The 21,624-nt window shown below is 68.5% G+C and carries 18 protein-coding genes; 2 read left to right on the plus strand and 16 right to left on the minus strand.

Annotated elements, in window-relative coordinates; genetic code table 11:
- Window positions 1-241: 241 nt before the first annotated feature.
- The 3 genes from ACFWF2_RS10300 to ACFWF2_RS10310 form a co-directional block, all read right to left on the minus strand.
- Window positions 242-2,485: an ATP-binding protein gene (locus ACFWF2_RS10300; protein WP_379306609.1), complete on the minus strand. Its 2,244-nt coding sequence runs from the start codon at window positions 2,483-2,485 to the stop codon at window positions 242-244.
- Between the two features lie 120 nt (window positions 2,486-2,605).
- Window positions 2,606-3,847: an SPFH domain-containing protein gene (locus tag ACFWF2_RS10305; protein ID WP_379306611.1), complete on the minus strand. Its 1,242-nt coding sequence runs from the start codon at window positions 3,845-3,847 to the stop codon at window positions 2,606-2,608.
- 2 nt (window positions 3,848-3,849) lie between these two features.
- A complete protein-coding gene (locus ACFWF2_RS10310) occupies window positions 3,850-4,281 on the minus strand; it encodes an NfeD family protein (RefSeq protein WP_379306613.1) in 432 nt (143 codons plus the stop codon).
- Window positions 4,282-4,474: 193 nt separating this feature from the next.
- Here ACFWF2_RS10310 and ACFWF2_RS10315 point away from each other — a divergent pair, with 193 nt between their 5' ends.
- Together ACFWF2_RS10315 and ACFWF2_RS10320 are read left to right on the plus strand one after the other, a co-directional pair.
- Window positions 4,475-5,299 (plus strand): DUF3097 domain-containing protein, encoded by an 825-nt coding sequence (locus ACFWF2_RS10315; protein ID WP_379306615.1) that lies wholly within the window; start codon window positions 4,475-4,477, stop codon window positions 5,297-5,299.
- A 70-nt stretch (window positions 5,300-5,369) separates the two neighbouring features.
- On the plus strand, window positions 5,370-6,185 hold the full coding sequence (locus tag ACFWF2_RS10320) for a hypothetical protein (protein WP_379306617.1): 816 nt from the start codon (window positions 5,370-5,372) through the stop codon (window positions 6,183-6,185).
- Window positions 6,186-6,198: 13 nt separating this feature from the next.
- On the opposite strand, the gene ACFWF2_RS10325 is transcribed toward ACFWF2_RS10320, so the two are convergent.
- The 13 genes from ACFWF2_RS10325 to ACFWF2_RS10385 form a co-directional block, all read right to left on the minus strand.
- On the minus strand, window positions 6,199-6,633 hold the full coding sequence (locus ACFWF2_RS10325; RefSeq protein WP_379306619.1) for a hypothetical protein: 435 nt from the start codon (window positions 6,631-6,633) through the stop codon (window positions 6,199-6,201).
- 89 nt (window positions 6,634-6,722) lie between these two features.
- Window positions 6,723-7,124: a hypothetical protein gene (locus tag ACFWF2_RS10330; RefSeq protein WP_379306621.1), complete on the minus strand. Its 402-nt coding sequence runs from the start codon at window positions 7,122-7,124 to the stop codon at window positions 6,723-6,725.
- A gap of 87 nt (window positions 7,125-7,211) precedes the next feature.
- Complete coding sequence (locus ACFWF2_RS10335; protein ID WP_379306623.1) at window positions 7,212-8,270, minus strand: ferrochelatase; 1,059 nt, start codon at window positions 8,268-8,270, stop codon at window positions 7,212-7,214.
- Window positions 8,271-8,296: 26 nt separating this feature from the next.
- Window positions 8,297-9,133: an NADH-dependent enoyl-ACP reductase InhA gene (inhA, locus tag ACFWF2_RS10340; RefSeq protein ID WP_189023417.1), complete on the minus strand. Its 837-nt coding sequence runs from the start codon at window positions 9,131-9,133 to the stop codon at window positions 8,297-8,299.
- Between the two features lie 74 nt (window positions 9,134-9,207).
- Entirely contained in the window at window positions 9,208-9,924 is a 717-nt protein-coding gene (gene fabG1 / locus ACFWF2_RS10345) for a 3-oxoacyl-ACP reductase FabG1 (RefSeq protein ID WP_379306626.1), read from the minus strand.
- Between the two features lie 84 nt (window positions 9,925-10,008).
- On the minus strand, window positions 10,009-11,013 hold the full coding sequence (locus ACFWF2_RS10350; RefSeq protein WP_189023421.1) for a VWA domain-containing protein: 1,005 nt from the start codon (window positions 11,011-11,013) through the stop codon (window positions 10,009-10,011).
- Entirely contained in the window at window positions 11,010-11,966 is a 957-nt protein-coding gene (locus ACFWF2_RS10355) for a DUF58 domain-containing protein (protein WP_379306628.1), read from the minus strand. Before ACFWF2_RS10355 ends, ACFWF2_RS10350 begins: the two co-directional genes overlap by 4 nt.
- Before the next feature lie 23 nt (window positions 11,967-11,989).
- Window positions 11,990-13,156, minus strand: coding sequence for an AAA family ATPase (locus tag ACFWF2_RS10360; RefSeq protein ID WP_379306630.1), 1,167 nt, complete (start codon window positions 13,154-13,156; stop codon window positions 11,990-11,992).
- 563 nt (window positions 13,157-13,719) lie between these two features.
- Window positions 13,720-15,306 (minus strand): MFS transporter, encoded by a 1,587-nt coding sequence (locus ACFWF2_RS10365; RefSeq protein WP_379306632.1) that lies wholly within the window; start codon window positions 15,304-15,306, stop codon window positions 13,720-13,722.
- A 47-nt stretch (window positions 15,307-15,353) separates the two neighbouring features.
- A complete protein-coding gene (locus ACFWF2_RS10370) occupies window positions 15,354-16,430 on the minus strand; it encodes an alpha/beta hydrolase (RefSeq protein WP_379306634.1) in 1,077 nt (358 codons plus the stop codon).
- 100 nt (window positions 16,431-16,530) lie between these two features.
- Window positions 16,531-18,747: an MMPL family transporter gene (locus ACFWF2_RS10375; RefSeq protein WP_379306636.1), complete on the minus strand. Its 2,217-nt coding sequence runs from the start codon at window positions 18,745-18,747 to the stop codon at window positions 16,531-16,533.
- A gap of 233 nt (window positions 18,748-18,980) precedes the next feature.
- Complete coding sequence (locus ACFWF2_RS10380; RefSeq protein ID WP_379306638.1) at window positions 18,981-20,606, minus strand: FAD-dependent monooxygenase; 1,626 nt, start codon at window positions 20,604-20,606, stop codon at window positions 18,981-18,983.
- Entirely contained in the window at window positions 20,603-21,622 is a 1,020-nt protein-coding gene (locus ACFWF2_RS10385) for an AfsA-related hotdog domain-containing protein (RefSeq protein WP_379306640.1), read from the minus strand. Before ACFWF2_RS10385 ends, ACFWF2_RS10380 begins: the two co-directional genes overlap by 4 nt.
- Between the last annotated feature and the right edge of the window lie 2 nt (window positions 21,623-21,624).

Raw genomic sequence — 21,624 nt, forward strand, 5'->3', positions numbered from 1 at the left:
ATCTACTTCGCACTGCTGTGTCCCTCCTCACAGTGCCGTCCCGAGCGCGTGCGGGAATCCAGGAAACTACGGAGATCACCCGGCGACTACGGATCTTGTCCGGTCCTGTGTGCACCGGGCCGACGCCATACCGCCATCCTCGTCACCCGGCCGCGCCACGCACGGATGCGGTCCCACTCAGCGGCGAGCCTGCTCCGGCCACCGGGATCGCCCACCCCGTTTCCGCACGGAAGTGGCAGCGTCAGAGGGTGTTCCGATTGACCCAGGCGGCGATCTGGGTGCGGGAGGTGAAGCCGAGTTTGGTGAGGATGTGGTCGACGTGGCTCTCGGCGGTGCGGATCGAGATCACCAATTCCTGCCCGATCCGGCGGTTGCCGTAGCCGAGGGCGATCAGGCGGGCGACATCGCGTTCCCGGCGGGTCAGCACGTCCGGCCCGACCGGTTCGACGGCGGCGGCCGGGGGCGGCGAACTGTCCATCGCGTAGTCGACGGCGTCGTCGAGCGTCATCGAGGCGCCCGCGTCGAAACAGGCACCGAACTCCCGCTCCCCCAGCGCGGCCTCGACGCGTGCACGGACCCGCTGACCGATGAGCTGGGTCATCGCGTGTGCCAGTCGTTGCGAACTGCCTTGGCGGACAGTCGAAGCCGCCCCCATCAGGCGGGCGGCGCGGACCAGGTCGCCGTCGGCGGCCGCCGCCCAGGCCAGGCCGTCCACACTGGTGGCGAGCCAGGCGCACCGGTCGAACAGCCGGAACAGTTCGATCGACCGTCGCAGCGCCGCGACCGCGCCCTCCTGATCACCGTCGCGCCACCGCTGGGTGCCGACCGCCCAGTACGCGAGGCCACCGAGCAGGTGAGAGCCGTGCTCGGTGGTCAGTGCCAGCAGGCGTTCGGCCATGGCGCCGGCGACCGGGTCGTCGAGGGCCAGCGCGCAGACGGCGGCGAACGCCAGGCTCTCCATCTCCACCCGGGGGTGGGCACACTCGCTCGCGCTCACCGACGACGCCACGGCGATGTCCAGTGCGGCGCGCAGATCACCCGCCCCGAAGGCCAGGACCGCCCGCGCCATCTCGGCTTCGACCAGCACCTGCGCCGACCCGGATTCGGCGGCGATCTCCGCACTGGCTCGGACGAAATCCGCCGCCGTCGCGGTGTCGGACAGCATGGCCGCGATCACCGAGCTCGCCGCCAGCGCCCTGGCCCGGTCGACGCTGCGCTCGGTGTCTTTCGCCAGTGCCTCGGACAACCAGCGATAGCCCTCCAGCAGAAAGTGGCAGTGCTCCCAGAACGGCCACAGCTCGGTCGCGATCTCCAGCGCGCGCCGGGCGCCGGCTGGATCGCCGAGCGAGAATTGCAGTGCCGCACGGAGATTGGCGTGCTCGCGGGCGACATCGCGGAACCAGTCGACGTCGGTGGCACTCCAGTAGTCGGTGCGCGAGCGCCGTGCGAGCTGGTAGTAGTACTCACGATGGCCGACGCGAACCGCGTGTTCGGCGCCGCGCGCTCGCAACAGGTCGCGGGCGAACTGACGCAACGGCTCGAGCATCGAATACCGTCCCGCGCCGTCGGCGCCGGGTCCGTAGGCCAGCACCGACTTCTCCACCAACCCCGTCAGCGCGGCCAGCAGCGCGGGCGGCGAACCGACCAGGCAGACCGCTTCCGCGGCGTCGAGGTCGAAGCCGCCCGCGAAGACCGACAGTTGCTCCCAGAGCCGCTGCTCGTCGGGCGTGCACAGGTCATAGCTCCAGCGGATCGCCGAGGCCAAGGTCTGCTGACGATGCGGCGCGGTGCGCAGACCGGTGGTGAGCAGGCCCATCGCGTCGTCGAGGCGGGTGAGGACCTGGTCGGGGGTGAACATCCGCATCCGCAGGGCCGCCAATTCCAGCGCGAGCGGAATGCCGTCGAGCCGACGGCAGATCGCGGCCAGGGTCGCCGCGTTGGCCGGGGTCCTGCGGAAGGCCGGGTCCGCGGCGGTCGCGCGGTCGACGAGCAGCCGGGCCGCGGGGCTGTCGAGGTCGCCGGAGGCCGGATCCGGCACCGACAGCGGCGCGACCGGCAGGACCTGTTCGCCCGGCACGCCGAGTGGTTCGCGGCTGGTCGCGAGGATCCGCAGACCGGTCGTCGCCGGGATGATCCGGTCCGCGAGCGCCGCACACGCGTCGATCACGTGCTCGCAGTTGTCGAGGATCAGCAGCAGGTCACGCTCTGCCAGGAAATCGGTGAGGACGGCCAGCGGCGCGCTGGTGTCGTCGCGCAGGCCCAGCTCGCGTGCCACGGTCGCCGTGACCAGGTTCGGATCGCTGACGGGCGCCAATTCGACCAGCCACACCCCGTCGGGAAACACCCGCTGCACGGCCTCGCCGACCCGCCTGCTCAACCGGGTCTTGCCGACGCCACCCACCCCGGTCAGCGTGAGCAACCGGGTACCGCCGAGCAGTTTCCTGGCCGCCGCGACATCGTCGTCGCGGCCGACAAAGCTGGTCACTTCCGCCGGGAGGTTCCCTGACACACGCCTGCCCACGCCCGCTACTGTCGCACGCGCAGCGACCTCGGCGGCGGCTTTCGGAACACTCGCGGGGCGGTCGGCCCGACCGCCCCGCTCGGCTCAGCTGTGCTGCGGCGGCTGCCAGGGGCGACCGTACGGGTCGTCCGGGCGTGGTGCGGGCGGCTGCTGCTCGGGTGCGATCGGCGGTGGCGTCGGCAGCGACGGGTGTTCCACCGGCGCAACGGTTTTCGGTCGCGACGGCTCGAAACCCTCGACGGGAGTGCGGGCGGTCGCTTCCGCGGCGCGCACCGCCTGCTCGATCTTCGGGTCCGAGGCGGTCTCGAACCAGTCGGCGACGTCGGAGTCGTCCTCGATCTTCACCGGCGGGTGCTCCTCGGCGGACGGTTCGTACCGGAACACGCCGTCCTCGCCCTTGGTGGCGAAGTTCTGGGCGAAACCCTCGAGCGCCTTGCCGAAGTCGCTGGGCACCAGCCACACCTTGTTGGCATCGCCGCGGGCAACCATCGGCAAGGTCTGCATGTACTGGTAGGCAAGCAGTTCCGGCGTCGGCTTGCCGTTCTTGATGGCGGCGAACACCTTCTCGATGGCCTTGGCCTGACCCTGCGCCTGCAAGTAGGAGGCGGCACGTTCACCCTGGGCGCGCAGGATGCGGCTCTGGCGCTCACCCTCGGCCGAGAGGATCGCGGACTGCTTACCACCCTCGGCGGCCAGGATCTGGGCCTGCTTGGCACCCTCGGCCGTCTTGATCTGCGATTCGCGGGTGCCTTCGGCGGTGAGGATCATCGCCCGCTTCTCGCGGTCGGCCTTCATCTGCTTCTCCATCGATTCCTGGATCGACGGCGGTGGATCGATGGACTTGAGCTCGACCCGCGCCACCCGCAGGCCCCAGCGGCCGGTCGCCTCGTCGAGGACGCCGCGCAGCTGGTTGTTGATCTGGTCGCGGGAGGTCAGCGTCTCCTCGAGGGTCATGCCGCCGACCACGTTGCGCAGGGTGGTGACGGTGAGCTGCTCGACGGCGGCGATGTAGTTGCTGATCTCGTAGACGGCGGCCTGCGGGCTGGTGACCTGGAAATACACCACCGAGTCGATCTGCAGGGTGAGGTTGTCCTGGGTGATCACCGGCTGCGGTGGGAAGGACACGACCCGTTCGCGCAGGTCCACCTTCGCGCGGACGCGGTCGGCGAACGGGACGAGGAACGTCAGCTGACCGGACACGGTGCGCGAATAACGCCCGAGCCGTTCGATCACCGCCGCCTCGGCTTGCGGGACCAGGGCGATCGATTTGAAGACCACCACCACGACCAGCAGGACGAGGACGGCGGCCACGATCAAGGCAACCATTGCTAAGGACCCTTCCAGACGACGGCGGTCGCGCCGTCGATCTTCATCACGTAGACGGTCACGCCGGCGTCATAGACATCGTTCGGGTCGAGCGGCCGCGCGGTCCACACTTCACCGCCGAGTTTGACCTGACCCGAATGTTCCGCGACCTTTTCGAGTACGAGCGCCGACTTCCCCGGCAGCGCATCGACATTCGTCGGAATCGGGGGCGGGGAACCGAACTTGCGGCGCAGCACCGGCCGCACACCGAGGAACAGCACCCCCGCGACCGCGCCGAACACCAGCGCGTCGCCCCACAGTGGCAGGCCCGCGGCGGCGCTCACGGCCGCGGTGCCGAGTGCGGCGACACCGAGCATGAGCAGCGTGAGATCCCCGGTGAGCATTTCCGCCGCCGCCAGGACGATGCCCGCGATCAGCCAGATTATTGCGGCCACGACCCCACCGTACCGCCTCCCCGCGTATTTAGGCCGTACTAGTAGGAAGGTGGAACGCCCCCCAGCCAGGTCCTGCGTTGGGAGAGTTGAACGTTGGAGGTGGGGGCGGAGTTACCCATGTTCGAACGAAATCAGTCGGCCGGCTGTGCGGCGGTCACAGCGATGACCATCTGCGCGCGGTAGTTTGCATGGCGTGAGTGCACGTGGCGGATACGGCGACATCTATGCCGGACACCAGCGGACCAAGAAGACACCGGTGCCGAAGGTGAGTGCCGAGCGGGATCTGGTGGTGGAGGACGCGGCGAGCGGATTCTGCGGCGCGGTAGTCGGTTTCGACCGCAGCTACGACGGCGACTTCGTGAAACTCGAGGACGGGCGCGGCGCGGTGCGGCTGTTCGCGTTGCGCGAAGCGGCGTTCCTCATCGACGGGAAACCGGTCACGCTGGTGCGCCCGACCGCGTCGGCGGCCAAGCAGCCCGCCCGGTCGGCGTCGGGGTCTACGCGGGTCGATGGCCTGCGCGCCCGGGTCGCCCGGACCAGCCGGATCTGGGTGGAAGGCGTGCACGACGCGGCGCTCGTCGAGCGGGTGTGGGGGCACGATCTGCGGGTGGAGGGCGTCGTCGTCGAGCATCTCGAGGGATTGGACAATCTCGGCGCCCGGCTCACCGAGTTCGGGCCAGGTCCCGGTGCCAGGGTCGGCGTGCTGGTCGACCACCTGGTAACCGGCTCCAAGGAGACCCAGCTGACCACCGGCCTCGGCCCGCACGTGCTGGTGACCGGGCATCCGTTCATCGATGTGTGGCAGGCGGTGCGGCCCGCCGCGGTCGGCATCGACGCCTGGCCGACGGTGCCGCGCGGCGAGGACTGGAAGACCGGCATCTGCGCCCGCCTCGGCTGGGGAACACCGCAGGAAGGCTGGCGCCGGGTCTACGACGCGGTCGGCTCGTTCCGGGATCTGGAGGCGCCGCTGATCGGCGCTGTCGAACGGCTCATCGACTTCGTCACCGAGCCCGAGTAGTCGACCCGCAGGTCAGACAGGTCCTCGGTGCCCGCACGCGAAGCCGGGCAAACCTTTATGCTCGATGATTATGTGCTCTCCCAGTGCCACGCTGACGCTGTGGGCCGGCTCCTGGCTGGCCGGTACCAGCGCGCCCGACGACCTCCTGGAGGCACTGCACGCCTGGGCGGCGCGGCACACACTGGCCGCGGGCGATCCGGTCACCGGCGGGCGCAGCGACCTGCCGTGGACCTCGCGCGAGGAGGGGGTGGGCACCGGGGTCATGCCGTTGCTGAAGGTGATCCGGGAGGCGATGGCGCCCGCGGGTGCGCACCTGCGCCTGGTGCTGCCCGCGCCAGGAGACGTGCGTGGGCTGCCGGTCGGCACCGCGTTCGCCGCCGACGCGATCGAGGCCGAGGAAGGTCTGCTGCTCGGCGTTCCCGGCGAGGAGGGCACCGGCCTGATCCCGCAGTGGGACGACGACGAAACCCTGCAGTGGACCGTCTACAGCGTCGATATCCCGCGCGTCACCGGTCCCGACATGTCCCTCGGTGAGGCCGAGTACACGATGCGCGAGGCCGTCCGCGACGCCGCCGACGCCCTCATGCAACTGCACACCACCTCCGTCGGCAACACCGACGCCGACCCGCGGGAGCAGATCGAGGCGCAGCTGGCGGCGTACTCCCGGCACGCCTACCCCGACTCGATTCCGTTGCGCGCCAAGCGCATTCTCGACACCGCCGACCATGTGGCGGCGATCCTCACCGTCGCCCAGCACGAACCGGCGTCCTCGCCGACCTCGGCCACCGCGATCGGTGCGCACGAGTCGCTGCTGCGGCCGCTGTGGAACACGATCCGCGAGGCCCGGCTGGTGGCAGTGCATGCCGCCGCCAGGCCCGCGCGCTAGCCTCGCCTGTCCGTCAGCGCCGGTAGGGCTGCTGATACTGCGGCTGTCCCTGGTACGGCGCCTGCTGCGGATACGGCATCGGCTGCTGCGGCGGGTACGGCTGGGGGTACGGCGCCTGCTGGTACTGCGGCGGATAGTGTCCGTGTGGCTGCTGCGGGTATCCATGGGGCTGTTGGTACTGCGGCGGGTACGGCTGCTGCGGTCGCGGCTGCTGGTACTGCTGGTGCGGCATCTGCTGGGGCGCACCGTTGTTCGAGCCGCCGCTGAACTTGCGGATGACCACGATCAGGATGATCACCGCGATCACCGCCAGAATGGTGATCCAGACCCAATCGGGCAGGCCGATGCCGATACTCACCCCGTCACCACCGCCCCCGCGGCGAGCTTCGACAGCGTCCGTCGCGGACGCGAGCACTAGTGCGCTCACCGGCATTTCGGCATGATTCATCGGGCCTCCCCCGTCGCGAATGTCCACCTTCCGTCGAAGGTCTGCGGGCGATGCTAGCGCAGCGGGCGGGCGAAGTGACAAGCGCCGGTTCAGAATCCGCCGATCGCGGTCTTCAGATCGGGCTGGTCGAGGACTTTCAGCGTTGCGGTGCGGACCTCGGGGCAGGTCCGGGTGGTGACGGTGTCGACGATGTGCCGGTTCCAGGAGATCGCGGCGTTCGCGACCGGGTCCCGCACCGTCCACAGTTTCATCGCGCCGGTGAACGCCACCCGGGCGACCGGTGGGCCGAGGGCCTTCCAGGTGCCCTTCTGGCCGTCGAGGATGCCGCAGAGTTCGTCCACCGACGCCTGCGAGATGGTGGGTTCGGTGGGGGTCGGGCCGACGGCGTCGTACCCGGAGTCGTCGCCGCAGCCGCTGAGCCCCAGCGTCGTGGCGGTCAGGACGAGGAGAACACCCGCCGTCCGTCCGTGGCGGGACATTGTCGAACGCATCGGAAGTCCTCCGATCTGTCGATCACAGTCCCGGAAAAGCGTACTCCCGACACACCGGTAGCTCGGCGAATGTTTATCCGGTTGTGTTCATGGCCGGGCCGGGCGCGACGGTGGCGCGCAGCAGCCGGGCGCGCACAGGGCGCCGTCGACGGTGCATCCGTACCCGGGAACCTCGCCCAGTTCACGCACCGCTCCCCCGCCGACCCGTTCCTGGATCAGCTCGACGACCATGCGGGCGAAGCGCGGGTCGGTGCCGGGTGTCGCGGCGCGGGCGAAGGCCATGCCGAGTTCGGCGGCCCTGGCCGATGCCTCGTTGTCCAGGTCCCAGATCACCTCGAGATGATCGGAGACGAAGCCGACCGGGCAGACGACGACGGCGTCGATTCCCTTGCCGTGCAGCACATCCAGATGGTCGACGATGTCGGGTTCCAGCCACGGCACCTGCGGCGGGCCGGACCGGGACTGCCACACCACGTCGTAGTCGGTGAAACCGGTTGCGGCGGCACACAATCGGGCCGCCTCGGCGACCTGCCTGCTGTAGAGGCGTCCGCCGTCGGCGGGTGGTCCCGCGGCGATGTCGGCCGAGACCGGGATGGAGTGCGCGGTGAACACCAGGCGCACAGCGTCCCGCCGGTCGGCCGGAATCTGTTGTACCGCAGCGGTGATCGCGTCGGCGAAGGACTCGATCAGCAGCGGATGGTCGAAGTACTGGCGCAGCTTCACCAGTTCGGGCGCGCCCGCACCGACGGCGGCGCGGGCGCGGGTGATGTCCTCGTCGTACTGGCGACAGCCCGAGTAGCCGCCCCACGCCGAGGTCGGGAAGACCAGGGCGGACCGCACGCCGTCGGCGGTCATCCGGGCGACGGTGTCCTCCACCTGGGGATGCCAGTTGCGGTTGCCGAAATACACCGGCAGGTCGAGCCCGGCATCGGCGAGATCGGCCTCGACCGCTTCGATGATGTCGCGGTTGAGCGCGTTGATCGGCGAGATACCGCCGAAATGCAGGTAGTGCTCGGCGACTTCCTCGAGCCGCGCGCGCGGTACCCCGCGGCCCCGAGTGACGTTCTCCAGAAACGGGATCACGTCCTCGGGGCCCTCGGGGCCACCGAAGGACAGCAGCAGCACTGCGTCGGCGGAGCCGGACACGGTCCGCGCCTCCTTCGTGTCGTTGATCAGTTGGCGGTGAAGCCCTCGGGGAACCACATGTTGTGGCTGGCGCCGCCGTCGACGTAGATGATCGAGCCGGTGGTGGCGGGCAGCCAGTCCGAGAGCAGCGCGACGATCGACTTACCGACGGCGCGCGCGTCGGCGCCGTCCCAGCCGATCGGCGACGCGCCGTCCCAGTACTCGTCCAGCTGACGCAGCTGCTTGGCGTCGTCGGTCGCGGTGCCGGCGATGGCCTTGGCCGCGAGGGTCTTCACCGGACCCGCGGCGATCAGGTTGGAGCGGATCTTCTTGGCGTAGCCCACTTCCCGGGCCACGTACCGGTTCACCGACTCCAGCGCGGCCTTGGAGACACCCATCCAGTTGTAGTACGGCATCGCCACGCGCGGATCGAAGTCCATCCCGACGATGGAGCCGCCCTCGTTCATCACGGGCAGCACGGCGCGGGCCAGCGAGGCGTAGCTCCACGCGGAGATCTCGAAGGACTTCGCCACATCGGGGCCGGGGCCCTCCAGGAACGGCACCGCCTCCGGGCCCATCAGGGTCTTGGGCGCGAAGGCGATCGAGTGCAGCACACCGTCGATGCCCTCGGGCGCCAGCTCGCGCAGGGCGTCCGCCAGCGCGCCCAGGTTCTCCTCGTTGGTGACGTCCAGCGGGATCGCCGGCGGCACCTCCTGCGGCAGGCGCTTGGCGATGCGGTCGATCAGCCGCAGCCGTTCCGGGATGCCGGTGATGATCACCTTCGCGCCCTGCTCCTGCGCGACCGCCGCCGCGCTGAACGCGATCGATGAATCGGTGATGATGCCGGTGACCAGGATGGTCTTGCCTTCGAGCAGTCCGCCCATGAGTTTTCGGTTCTCCCTGAGATCAGTATGGTTGCCACCACCTTGTCGGCGGCGCGGTGCGATCCGTTAGCGGGTCAGTGACCCATGCCCATGCCGCCGTCGACCGGGATGACGGCACCGGAGACGTAGCGGGAATCCTCGGAGGCGAGGAAGCTGACCACCGCGGCGATGTCCTCGGGCTGGCCCAGGCGCTGCAGCGGGATGAACTTCTTCGCCATCTCCTTGATGTCCTCCGGCAGCTCGGAGGTCATGTCGGTCTCGATGAAACCGGGCGCGACGACGTTGGCGGTGATGGAGCGCGAACCCAGCTCACGGGTCACCGAACGGGCCAGGCCGATGACACCGGCCTTGGACGACGCGTAGTTGATCTGACCGGCCTGGCCGCTCATGCCGACGACCGAGCCGAGGAAGATCATCCGGCCCCAGCGGCCACGCAGCATGGCACGGTTGGCCCGCTTGGCACAGCGGAAGGCACCGGTCAGGTTGGCGTCGATGACCTTGGTGAACTGCTCCTCGGTCATGCGCATCAGCAGCGTGTCGTCGGTGATGCCCGCGTTCGCGACCAGCACCTCGACCGGGCCCTGGTGCTCCTCGACCTCGGTGAACGCATGGTCGACCGACTCGCTGTCGGTGACATCGCACTTCACGCCGAACAGGCCGTCGGGCACCCCCGATCCGCGGTGCGTGACGGCGACCTTGTGGCCGTCGGCGAGCAGGCGCTGGGCGACCGCGAGACCGATACCGCGGTTACCGCCGGTCACCAGGACCGAGCGGGATGTGACGTTCGACATAGGGTCCAACCTATCTGTTCCGGTTCGTGTGCCCCGCGTCAGGGTCGCGCCACTGCGACGACTCACCATGCGGGGCAGGGGCTGCTAGGGCAGGCGTTGACGATAGAGCAAACTGACCACGACGCCGGCGGCGATGAACAGCATGCCGAGCAACAGCCACGGTCTGCTCGCGTCGCCACGGGTGGTCTCGTAGCCGATCTGTTCCTCGAGCGTGTCGTAGACAGCGCGCAGTTCGGCCAGTGAGGAGGCGGTGTAGAACTCGCCGCCGGACAGTTTGGCGATCTCCTGCAGCGAGGCGTTGTCGACGGGCACCTTCACCCGCTGCGAACCCTTGCCGTCGGAATCCGGGATCTCGACCGTGCCCCATTCGGTGCCGAAGGAGATGGTCGAGACCGGGATGTTCTTGTTCTTGGCCAGCCTGGCCGCGGTGAAGCCGTGGCGGGGGTTGTCCACGTCCTTGTCGTCGGGCACGGTCTGCTTGCCGTCCGACATCAGCACCACGCGCGCGGGCGGCGGGGTCTCCGCGCCACCGAGCACGGCGGCCAGGGTGTCGATCGACTGCAGGGCGGTCAGGATGCCCTCGCCGGTCGCGGTGCGCTCGGCCAGCTTGATGTTGTCGATCGCGTGCTTGACGGCTTCGCGGTTGGTCGTCGGCGACACCATCACCGACGCGGTGCCCGCGAAGGTGACGAAACCGAGGTTGATGCCGGGGGTCAGGCCGTCGACGAATTCCTTACCGGCCCGCTGCGCGACCTGCAACCGGTTCGGTTCGACGTCGGTGGCCTCCATCGACAGCGACACGTCCATCACCAGCACGACGGTGGCCCGGTTGCGCGGCACCTTCTGCACGGCGGTCGGACCGGCGGCGGCGATGGTCAGCAGCACGAGGCCGACCAGGATCAGCGCGATCGGCACGTGCCGCATCGGGCTCGGCCGCGACGGGGCGACCCGCTCGAGCACGGACATGTTGCCGAACTGCAGCATCCGCTTGTGCCTGGCGCGCTGCACCAGCACATAGCCGAGCACCAGCAGGGCGACGACCGCGAGGAAACCGAGCCAGACGACGGCCGTGAAATGCGAAATACTCACTGGCGAGGCACCCGCCCGCTCGGGGCGCCGAGGCTGTGGCGCCGGGTGGACACGAACCGGACCACGTCGGCGATCCAGTCCCGATCGGTCTGCAGGGACAGCACCGGCGCGCCGCAGTTGCGCAGCGCCAGCTGCACCTGCTCACGCTGGGCCTTGGCCGCGGCCGCGAAATCGGCCCGCAGCGTCGGGGTGACGCTGAACTCGCGGGTGCGCCCGGATTCCGGATCGTGCAGCACCACATCGCCGCCGTCGGGCAGGGCGACATCGAGCGGGTCGAGCACCTCCACCGCGAGCAGGTCGTGGCGCGCCGAGATCGCGCGCAGGGACCGCTGCCAGTCGACGTCACCGAGGAAGTCGCTGATCACCACGGCCAGACCGCGTTTGCGCTGCGGACGGCGCAGCGATTCGATGCCTGCCTTCAGGTCGCCGCGGACGCCGTCACGGGCGTGCGGAGTGGTCGCGATGCCGCGCAGCATGGTCTGCGCGTGCAGGCGACCGCTGCGGGCCGGGATGCGCACGAGATCCTGACCCGTCGCGACCACGGCGCCGATGCGGTTGCCGCCACCGGAGGTGAGGTGGGTGATCGCCGCGGCCGCCGCGATGGCGAGATCGCGCTTCTGTACCCGGCCGGTGCCGAAGTCCAGACTCGACGACAGGTCGACGACGAGCCAGGTCTCGAGCTCGCGGTCGGCGATCATCTGCCGCACGTGCGGATGGGTGGTGCGGGCGGTGACCGACCAATCCATCTGCCGCACATCGTCACCCGGCTGGTACAGGCGCGCCTCGCCCGGTTCCGAGCCCGGTCCGGGGATGAGTCCCTGATGGTCGCCGTGCAGGACGCCGTCGAGGCGGCGCCGCACCGTCAGTTCGAGCGTCTTGAGCGCGGCCGACAGCTTCGGGTCGGTCAGTTCACCGGCACGGAACGACGGCGGCGCGTGCGACGACAGGGGCACGCGGACAACGGGTTCCGGCGCACTCACTGGGGCGCGACGTGGCCGGCGGGCTGGGACTGCTGTCCGTTCACCGGCTGTGGGACGGGCTGTTGCTGGGCGGGCGGCTGCGGTACCGCGGGCTGCTGCGGGGCGGCCTGGCCGCCGACGGCCTGCGGCGCGACCTGCGGCAGACCGACGGTCTGCAGGACCCGCTTGATGACGTCTTCGGGGGTGACCTCGTCGGCGAGCGCGTCGTAGGACAGCACCAGGCGGTGCCGCAGCACATCCGGGATCACCTCGACGACGTCCTGCGGCACCACGTAGTCGCGGCCGCGGATCAGGGCCACCGAGCGCGCGGCGGCGATGATGCCGAGGCTGGCACGCGGGGAAGCGCCGTAGGCGATCCAGCTGGCCACATCGGCCATGCCGAAGTCGGCGGGCGTGCGGGTCGCGGTGATCACGCGGACGACGTAGTCGACCAGGGCGTGGTGCACGAAGACGTTCGCGGCCAGCTTCTGCAGCCGGATGATGTCCTCGGGCGCCAGGATCTGCTTGGGCTCCGGCGGGGTCACGCCCATCCGGTAGATGATCTCGCGCTCTTCCTCGACCGAGGGGTAGTCGACGACGACCTTGAACAGGAAGCGGTCGCGCTGGGCCTCGGGCAGCGGGTAGACGCCCTCGCTCTCGATCGGGTTCTGGGTCGCCATGACCAGGAACGGATCGGGCATGGGGTAGGTCTTGCCGCCGATCGACAGCTTGCGCTCGGCCATCACCTCGAGCAGTGCCGACTGCACCTTGGCGGGCGCGCGGTTGATCTCGTCGGCGAGCACGAAGTTGGCGACGACCGGACCGAGCTCGGTGTCGAACTCCTCGCGACCCTGGCGATAGATCCGGGTACCGATGAGGTCGGTCGGCACCAGGTCCGGGGTGAACTGCACCCGGGAGAACGAGCCGCCGACGACCTTGGCGAAGGTTTCCACGGCGAGGGTCTTCGCGACGCCGGGCACACCCTCGAGCAGCACGTGACCACGCGACAGCACGCCGACGAGCAACCGCTCGACGAGCCGGTCCTGACCGACGATGACCCGTTTGACCTCGTAGATCGCCTTCTCGAGAGTCTGGACGTCACGCTCCAGGGTGCTCGGCGTTGCCGATCCGGCGTCCTTCGCCAGCTTCGGCCCGCTCACACCTTCCGTCGAAGTCACCAACATCCCCGCTTTCGCTTTGGTCCTGTGCGTGCGGCACCAACTATTCCAGGTAACAGCCCGGCGCGCCGCAACCGGCCAGGAGTGGACGTGAATTCGTCGTATTACCGCCGGGCCCGGTCGCCCGTCACCCTACGCATGTCCAGCGTCGGCCGCACCGCGCGACGCGGGCACCCGACTGGATACCCACGGCCGCGCCGATCCTCACGGCAACATGTCAGCAATATGATCTGCGGCGCGCTGGCCAACCACCGCAACAATCCGGATTCGGCGATGACGAATACCGAGGTGAGCGCGTGACGGCATTGTCCGCGCCCTTGAAAACACAGCTCATCAGTAATTCCGGCGGGAGCGCCGCGGTTCTGTGGCTTATCGCCGGATGCCGGTTTCTGTTCATCGACGACTGCCGACCTGCCGGAGCATTTCCGTCGAGGAAGATGATCTTCCTGCGGCTCTCCTCGCACCTGGTTGTCTCGCAGTTTGCTGCAATCGGTATCGACAGGTCCAGTGTCATCGGACGGATGCCGCGTGACCTGGAATTCCGGGTCACGCGGCAGCTCGTCGGCGGATCAATGCACCGGCGTCTCCTCCGCGGCCTGGCTCGGCGATTCGAGACCGGCGGGAGCGGTGGGGTCGAGGACGAAGTCGCGTCGGCGAATCAGGACGAATGCCGCCGCGCCGACCACGACGCAGGCGATTCCACCGATCATCGCGACCTCGGCGAACGCTCCGAGGAACGCGTCGGCGGCGGCCGCGCCGACAGCGTCGGCTCGATCAGGCGGCACCGTGGCTACGAACGGTTCGATCGCACCAGCCGCCACCGCGTCCGAAGCCGTCTCCAACGCGGCATCCGACAAGCCGAGTTGCTCGGACAGGGCCGTGTTGATCGATGCGTGCGCGACCGCGCCGAGCACCGCGATGCCCAGAGCGGCACCGACCTGCTGAAAGGTCTCGTTGGCTCCGGAGCCCATGCCGGAGTCATCGGCGGAGACCAGGGCCACCGACGCGTTGGCCCGCGGCGGATTGAACAGCCCCATGCCGAGGCCTGCGACGAGGAAGGGAACCAACGCCGCTGTCCAACTGTCGTTCGTATCGATTCCGAGCAAGAGCAGAAAACCCGCCCCGGTGAGCACCAGTGCCGCACCGATCAGCAGATTCGTCGGCACCCGCGCGCTCAGGACACCGCCGACGGCGCCCGCGAGGAGCAGCATCACGGTCAACGGCAGGAACCGGATGCCCGTTTCGATCGCCGACAGTCCCAGCACACCCTGCATCCACAGCACACCGAACAGGATCACCGGCAGTACGGCGAAGTTGATCGTGAATGTCGCGGCGGACAGAGCGTCGAATGTGCGGTTGCGTAACAGCGCCAGGTCCAGCATCGGGTGGCTGATCCGTGACTGCACGACGACGAAACCGATCAGCAGCGCGAGCGATGCGACCAGCGCGATCGCCGTGGTCGGCGAGATCCATCCGACGATCGGCGCCCGGATGATCGCGAAGACCAGGGTGAACAATCCCCCGGACAGCAGACCGAGGCCTGCGTAGTCGGTGGGACGGTCGCCGCGTCCGGCACTTTCGGGCACCTGGGTCAGGACGATCAGCAGCGCGAGCAGCCCCACCGGCAGGTTGATGTAGAACACCCAGCGCCAATCGAGCTCGGTGAGCGCCCCACCGATCAGGGGACCGGCGGCGACGGCGACGCCGGCGGTGGCGCCGAAGATTCCGAAGGCGCTACCGCGTTCCCTGCCGTGGAACTCGGCGGCGATCAGCGCCGGTCCAACGGCGTACAGGATCGAGGCGCCGACTCCCTGGACCCCGCGAGCGATGATCAGCAACGACGGGTCTGTGGCCAGACCACAGGCCACCGAGGCCAGGGTGAACACAACCAGACCCAGGGCGAAGAGTTTCCGCCGACCTACACGGTCTGCCAGTGACCCTGCCGACAGGAGAAACGCGGCCAACCCCAGCGCGTAGGCATCGATGACCCATTGCATGTCACCGAAGGTCGCGTCGAGATCCACCTGGATGGCGGGCATCGCGACGTTCACCACGGTGAGGTCGAGCATCAACATGAACGTTGCGGCACAGACCGTGGCCAGTGTCCACCACCGGTGGACACTCACCCCGGCAGCGCCGGCCTTCCGGATTTCCACTGCGGACCCTTCTCTTTACGTTCGGGCTTCGAGACTGATCGCCGACATCAGTCCGAGTACTTGTCGAGCCAGGCGGCCAAGGGGTCGAAAACCCTGCTGGGATCGACAGATTGGCCGATGTAGTGCCCGGCGCCCTCGATGACGACCGCCTTGGTCTCCGGTGCGGAGGTAAAGTAGGCGCCCGCCTCGATGCCCGCCGTCACGCGGCGGTCACGTTCGCCGTACATGCCGAGCACCGGCACGGTGATTTCTCCCGCCCTGGCGATATTCAGGGCCAGCCCCTGCCCCTGGCTCATCATGTCGCCGCACGGATGCTGGTTCTGCAGGGGCAGGGCGGTGGCCAGGACGGCGGGATCTATCCCGTCGAAGTTTCCGGTTTCGAACTCCTCGCGCCCCTGATCGAAGTACACGTAGCCGCGCTGACTCGGATCCTTCTCGTGCGGGGACCCGCCGGCCGCGCACTGGCCTGCCGCCACGAAGAATCGCGGATATACCTCGGGCGTCAATCCGCGGTCGACCCAGGCCATCAGGATGATCGAATCGACGTCGCGGAAGCTGTACGCCTCGATTTCGGCGAGCTGCCCGCCGTTGGACTGCCCGGCGAGGAACACCTTGTCGAATCTGGGCGCCACGGCGCCGTCGCCCCGGACGTAGTCGCCACTGCGCAGTGCCTGCACGATCTGATGGGCCATGGTGGCCTGCGAGCCCATGCAGATACCCGTGCCGGCAGGAGCATCACTACGGTCGTAGCCGAGGCGGTCGATGGTCAGTGAGGCGTGGCCGCGCGCGGCCATCTCGTAGGAATGGTGATAACCCGATACCGGTAGCCGCCAGTACCATTCACCGCCCGCGATGCCGTGCTCGTACAGGGTGATCGCACCATCTCCGTCGAGCTGATCGCGCGGAGCGGTCAGGTGTCCGGCGATCGTGTAGGTCCCGCCGTCGCCACTGCACGGGACCTGCGTCTGGTTGACATTGACTACACGGAACTCGACAGGAATATCCACCACACCCGCGGGGACGGCGGGACCACCTGGTTGCGCGGAGGCGCCGGGCGCGGTGACCGCGGTGGCGGCTGAGACGACTACCGCGATGCCTAGGAGGAGATTTCGGACACGACTCATTGCAGCACTCACTACTGACTCCTGTAACAGTGCGCCGACAAGCATTCAGCGCACAGGGATTGCCGTCCGGCGACGGCGGGTGACAGTGACTATCGGATGCTCAAGAACTGGCTACCGGCTGTGCTTCGACGGGCTTGACTACCGACAGCGGTTCGCTGACGGGGATACGGGCGTGCAGGCGTCGCAGCGGCGCGGGCGCCCACCAGTTCCACGGCCCGGCCAGTCGCATGAAGGCAGGCACCAGGATGCCCCGGACGATCGTCGCGTCGACGAGAACGGTCAACGCCATGCCGAGGCCCAGCTGTTGCAGGAAGGTGACACCGCTGGTCGCATAGACAGCGAAGGAGATCGCCAGGATCAGCGCCGCGGCCGTGACCAACGGAGCCGAGCGGGAAATACCCTGCACCACTGATTGATTCGCATCACCGGTGCGGTCGTACTCCTCCTTGATCCGGGAGAGCAGGAAGACCTCGTAGTCCATGGACAGGCCGTAGGCGATGCAGAACATGAGGATCGGGATACTCGGCTCGATCAGGCCGGTCGGGGTGAAGTCGAGGATGCCCGAGAGGTTCCCGTCCTGGAAGCCCCACACCAGCACACCGAACATGACCGAGAGCGACAGCATGTTCAACACGGTCGCCTTGAGCGGAGCGATCACCGACCCCGTCATCACGAACAGGATCAGGAAGGTCACCAACGCGATGAGCAGGCCAACGAGCGGGAACCGATCGACGACACCGTCGATGTAGTCCTCCATCATCGCGGGCGAGCCCCCCACGATCACCTCCGCGGGCGCTGGTGTGGCTCGAATGTCACGAACGAAGTGATTGACGCCCTCATCGAGAGAATCCCGGGTCGGCAGGACCGAGAGCCAGGTTCCCGTACCGTCTTCCGCGGTGAATCGTGCGCGAGTGGTCGGGTCACCCGGTCCGGTGGACGTGCCCTGCACATAGGTGCCGAGCGCGCTGTCGACGCGGAGGACACCCGGCACCAACGACAGCTGCGCCGCGTACTGTCCGATCGAATCGGGACCAGCATCGGGTACGACGACGGCGACGGCGTCGGCGTCCTCGGTGAGGAACTCGGCCCGGATCGTGTCGTAGACCGTGCGAACCGGCTGCGACGGTTGCAGGACCCGGTCGTCCGGGGCTCCGAACTGAGCGCCGAGCGCGGGCGCACCGAGTACCAGAAGCGCGATCAGGCCGACCGCGCCACCGAGAGCAGGCCTTCGGATCACCGCACTGGTCACCCGCACCCACAGCCCCGTCGCCGTGGAATTGGCACGCTGCGGGTTACGCGGCAGCGCGCGGGTACCGAGCAGGGTGAGGGTGGCGGGCAGGATCACTCCGACACCGATCAACGCGGTGGCGACCACGGCAATGCCTGCGTAGGCGAACGAGGACAAGAAGGGGAACTGGAACACGAACAACGCGGCCAGCCCCGCCGCGACGGTGGCGGCGCTGAAGACGATCGTGTGGCCGGCGGCGCGCAGCGCCGAGCTCACCGCGTCCGCGACCTCACGGCCGGCGGCCAGCTCTTCACGGAAGCGGTAGGTCAGGAACAGACCGTAATCGACACCGAGCGCGATACCCATCGTGAGCGCGATATTCGCCGCGAACGGCGAGACGTCGGTGAAGCCGGCGATGATGCGCAGGATCGCCAACGTGCCGATGACCGAGAAGAGGCCGATGCCGATCGTGACGAGGGCGAGCACAACACGTCGGAAGACGAGCCACAGCAGGCCGAACACCAAAGGCAGGATCAGCATTTCGGCGCGCAGGAAGTCCTGACGCGATTGCACGGCCGCAGCGCGGAACACCTGGTCGCTGCCCGCGAGGGTCACCGACACCTGGGTGGCCGCCTCGTCGGCCGCGACGAGACGGCTCTCGAGTTCCGGCAGCAGCTCATTGCGTACGTGGTTGGCGCTGCCGGGCGCCCACGCGAGGATCAACGCCTCGCCGCGGTTCTCGCTCGCCAGCGTGGGTGAGGATCCCGCGTCCCAGTACGACGTCACGTCCTCGACGCCTGGTTCAGCCCGCAGCAATTCGGTGAAATCCCTTCCGGCACGGGCGATATCGGCATCATCTACCGACCGGCCCGCTTCCGGCGTGACGAGCACCGCGATATTCGGCGTGCCCGTCCCGAACTGCTCGGCCAGCATTCGCTCCGCATCCGCGGACTCCGCGGTAGCCGACTCGAAGCGGCTCTGCGTCAACGCGTCCATCGCCCCCGCGGCGACAACGCCGAACAGAATGAACACGATGAACGCGCCGACCAAGACCTTTCGTGGATATCGAGTGACCAATTTGCCAATCATGGAGTGATCCCCTTCGGGGTCGAGTCGGTAGGTGAGCACGAACCAGTACCCCCGCGGGGATACGAGCGCTTGCTCAGGTTCTCAGCGGCTTGTCTCGGCTGTCTATGTGTCGTAGGGAGTAGTCGGAGCGTGCTGCGACGCGATGACCTGCGTGTTAGCGATGCGCCGACGACGGACCGATCGCGGTACCGAACCATGGGATGGGCCGAGATATCTGGTGGCTTGCCCGTAGATCACCTGGTCAGGAGATCGTCCTTCTCCTCGGGACTCAGGACCCCCGGCAGTCCGTTCAGCAACGCGTCCACGTCCAATGACGGCGTGGCGTCGGCGACATAACCATCGGGACGAATCAGCACCAGTGCACAGCCCGCGAGTTCGTCACGCAGCGCGAAGTCGGGTGGGACGTGATAGACCTCAGGGAGAACCTGCTCCAGGCCCGCCTCACCGGCGGCGAGAACCAGGACCTGTATCGCGATGCGGTAGGCGGCTATTCGCGCCGGAAGCTGCCTCAACAGCCGAACGTCTTGCGCACTGGGCTTCCCACCGACCACGACCAGCAGGGTGTGCCCTGGCGCGTCGAGCAGCGAGCGCAGCGCGACCACCGCACCGTCCGGCCCGGTCACCTCCACGTTCGGTACCGCGCGTCCGAGTCCGCGGCGCCCGCCCCCACTGCCCACGATGGGGCTATCCCGGTAGTCCAGCTCGAATTGAGCCAGTCCGGGGACCAAGCGCTTCTCCAGCAACCCCGTACGGCTCAGCGTCGAGAGCAGCAGGTCCCGGGCCCATCTGCCGTGCCGGGATCGCACAGTCCACAGTCTGGTCTGCCGGTCGGCGGCCGTGATCACCTGCTGGGCGATCGGCGCGCGCTCGGCAGCGTAGCTGTCGAGCAGTATCGCGGAGTCCACACCGCCGTGCAGGATTGCCGCGAGTTTCCATCCCAGGTTGGCCGCGTCCTGGATGCCGGTGTTGAGGCCCTGACCGCCCGCCGGGCTGTGCACGTGCGCGGCATCGCCGGCCAGCAGGCAACGCCCGGACCGGAACCGCTCGGCATGGCGCATGTGCACGAGAAACCTTGTGCTCCAGGTCAATGCCCGAACTTTGATCGGATAAGGAGCGCGCACGTCGACCAGCTTCTGGAGGTCGGCGGTCGAGGGCGCGGTGTCCTCGTCGCCGAGCTGGGTAGCGTCGGCGAAGACCCGGACCTGCCCGTCCGGCAGCGGCACAACGACGAGCACACCGTCAGGGTGCAGGTGATAGTGCGCCTCCCCTGGCGGCACCGGTGCCGTGATGTCACCGTCGCCGAGCGTGTAGCGCTGCTCGTAGGTACTGCCCTGGAAATCGATTCCCGACAGGGTGCGCACCGCGCTGTGCGTACCGTCGCAGCCGACCACCCACTGGGCGCTCAGCGTCTCGACACCGCCGGGACCGGTCAGGGTCGCCTCCACCGAGTCCGGATTGTCGGTGAGCTCGGTCAACTCGGTCTGCCACTGCACGATCACCCCGAGGGCGCGCAGATTCTCGATCATCGCCGATTCCACGGACGGCTGGGTGATGATCACCGGCGACGCGGAGTTGGCCGCGGCGGGCCCGAACGGTACCTGTGCCACGACCTTGCCGCCGGAGAAGTACTTGGCCGCCGTCATCGGGATCCCGCGTGACCTGACCGCCTCGGCTGTGCCTTGCCGTGCCAGGACATCGAGGGCGCCGTCCCACATCGTCAGCGCTCGCGCCTGATCGGCGGGCCGGTTCGCCGCCCGATCGATGATGCGGCACGAGATGCCGTGCCTGCGCAGCTCGGTGGCCAGCGTGAGACCCGTCGGGCCCGCACCTACGACCAGGACATCGACCGTCCCCGTCATGACTCGGCCCGCACACGGTGGACGAACGAACTCGCGAATTCGGCGATCGAGGCCAGCTCGAGCGTGCCGGTGGTGAGTACCCGATCGAACTGGCGAAGCTCGACGTCGACCCGGGCCGTGTCCGGCCGGGTCGGGTCGACCGGCGTGCACACACATTCCAGCGGCGCGCCGAATTCGCCGAACTGATCGAATCGCGAGGAGCACGACACCACGGTGGTGATCGGTGACGTGAGTCCACCGGAGCGCACCGCGGTATCGATCGCGGCCTGCCGGAACGCCTCGATGATGAACGGCCCTGGCACATGGTCGTATTCGTGATCGAACAGCGCGGGATGCCGCGGATCCGGCAGCAACGGGTACACCCAGCGCGCGCCCTCGTCGGCAGGCTCGGCGATCACGATATTGCGGGAATCCATCCGTCCCACCCGTTCTGGTGGCAGTGGCGACAGGACCGGCTGCCCCGGGTCGGCTTCGGACTTCCGCGACTGCTGGTAGGCGCGCAGGGCCTCGTAATCGGCGCGGGCAAGGAACACGACATCGGCGCCGAGCCGCATGGCGCTTCGCCCGCCGACGCTCAGCTCGCCCTCCAAGGTGAGGTCGGCGAAATCGGCACCCCGGTCTGTTCGCGACACGATGTCGTAGCGCAGGACACCCTCCAGCGGCGACTTCTCGTCGTCGAGAAACGCGGCGCGATCGGTGACCTCGAACTCGTAGCGCAGCATGCTGAACGGCAGGCCGACGGGAACGCCGACATGCCGGTGCAGCACCACGAACGACCCCTGCCGCGCGGCCTCGGCCATGGCGAACGGGTCGTGGTACACCGTGGTCCGGTCGTACCAGAGGCTGTGCGCGCGGGGGATCTGCACGGCGGCATAGAAGGTGGAGTCGCCGTCGGCGACAGAATCGGACACGAATACCTCGCCCAGCGCACGCCGGTGCGCGTGCGCCCGCGCGACGGTTCGTTCGAAGGTCAGCGCGGCCGGTAGGGCCTGTGGTCGAAGAGCGATCTCTGTCATCG

This window comes from Nocardia sp. NPDC060259 (assembly GCF_042728775.1).
In the GTDB taxonomy this organism is placed as follows: Bacteria; Actinomycetota; Actinomycetes; order Mycobacteriales; family Mycobacteriaceae; genus Nocardia.

Excerpts from the sequence above, each read along its gene's own strand:
- ACFWF2_RS10375 (WP_379306636.1), bottom strand. The coding sequence starts at position 18,747 with ATGATTGGCAAATTGGTCACTCGATATCCACGAAAGGTCTTGGTCGGC.
- ACFWF2_RS10325 (WP_379306619.1), bottom strand. The coding sequence starts at position 6,633 with ATGAATCATGCCGAAATGCCGGTGAGCGCACTAGTGCTCGCGTCCGCG.
- ACFWF2_RS10305 (WP_379306611.1), bottom strand. The coding sequence starts at position 3,847 with ATGGTTGCCTTGATCGTGGCCGCCGTCCTCGTCCTGCTGGTCGTGGTG.
- fabG1 (WP_379306626.1), bottom strand. The coding sequence starts at position 9,924 with ATGTCGAACGTCACATCCCGCTCGGTCCTGGTGACCGGCGGTAACCGC.
- ACFWF2_RS10385 (WP_379306640.1), bottom strand. The coding sequence starts at position 21,622 with ATGACAGAGATCGCTCTTCGACCACAGGCCCTACCGGCCGCGCTGACC.
- ACFWF2_RS10360 (WP_379306630.1), bottom strand. The coding sequence starts at position 13,156 with ATGTTGGTGACTTCGACGGAAGGTGTGAGCGGGCCGAAGCTGGCGAAG.
- ACFWF2_RS10380 (WP_379306638.1), bottom strand. The coding sequence starts at position 20,606 with ATGACGGGGACGGTCGATGTCCTGGTCGTAGGTGCGGGCCCGACGGGT.
- ACFWF2_RS10330 (WP_379306621.1), bottom strand. The coding sequence starts at position 7,124 with ATGCGTTCGACAATGTCCCGCCACGGACGGACGGCGGGTGTTCTCCTC.
- ACFWF2_RS10370 (WP_379306634.1), bottom strand. The coding sequence starts at position 16,430 with ATGAGTCGTGTCCGAAATCTCCTCCTAGGCATCGCGGTAGTCGTCTCA.
- inhA (WP_189023417.1), bottom strand. The coding sequence starts at position 9,133 with ATGGGCGGACTGCTCGAAGGCAAGACCATCCTGGTCACCGGCATCATC.
- ACFWF2_RS10320 (WP_379306617.1), top strand. The coding sequence starts at position 5,370 with ATGTGCTCTCCCAGTGCCACGCTGACGCTGTGGGCCGGCTCCTGGCTG.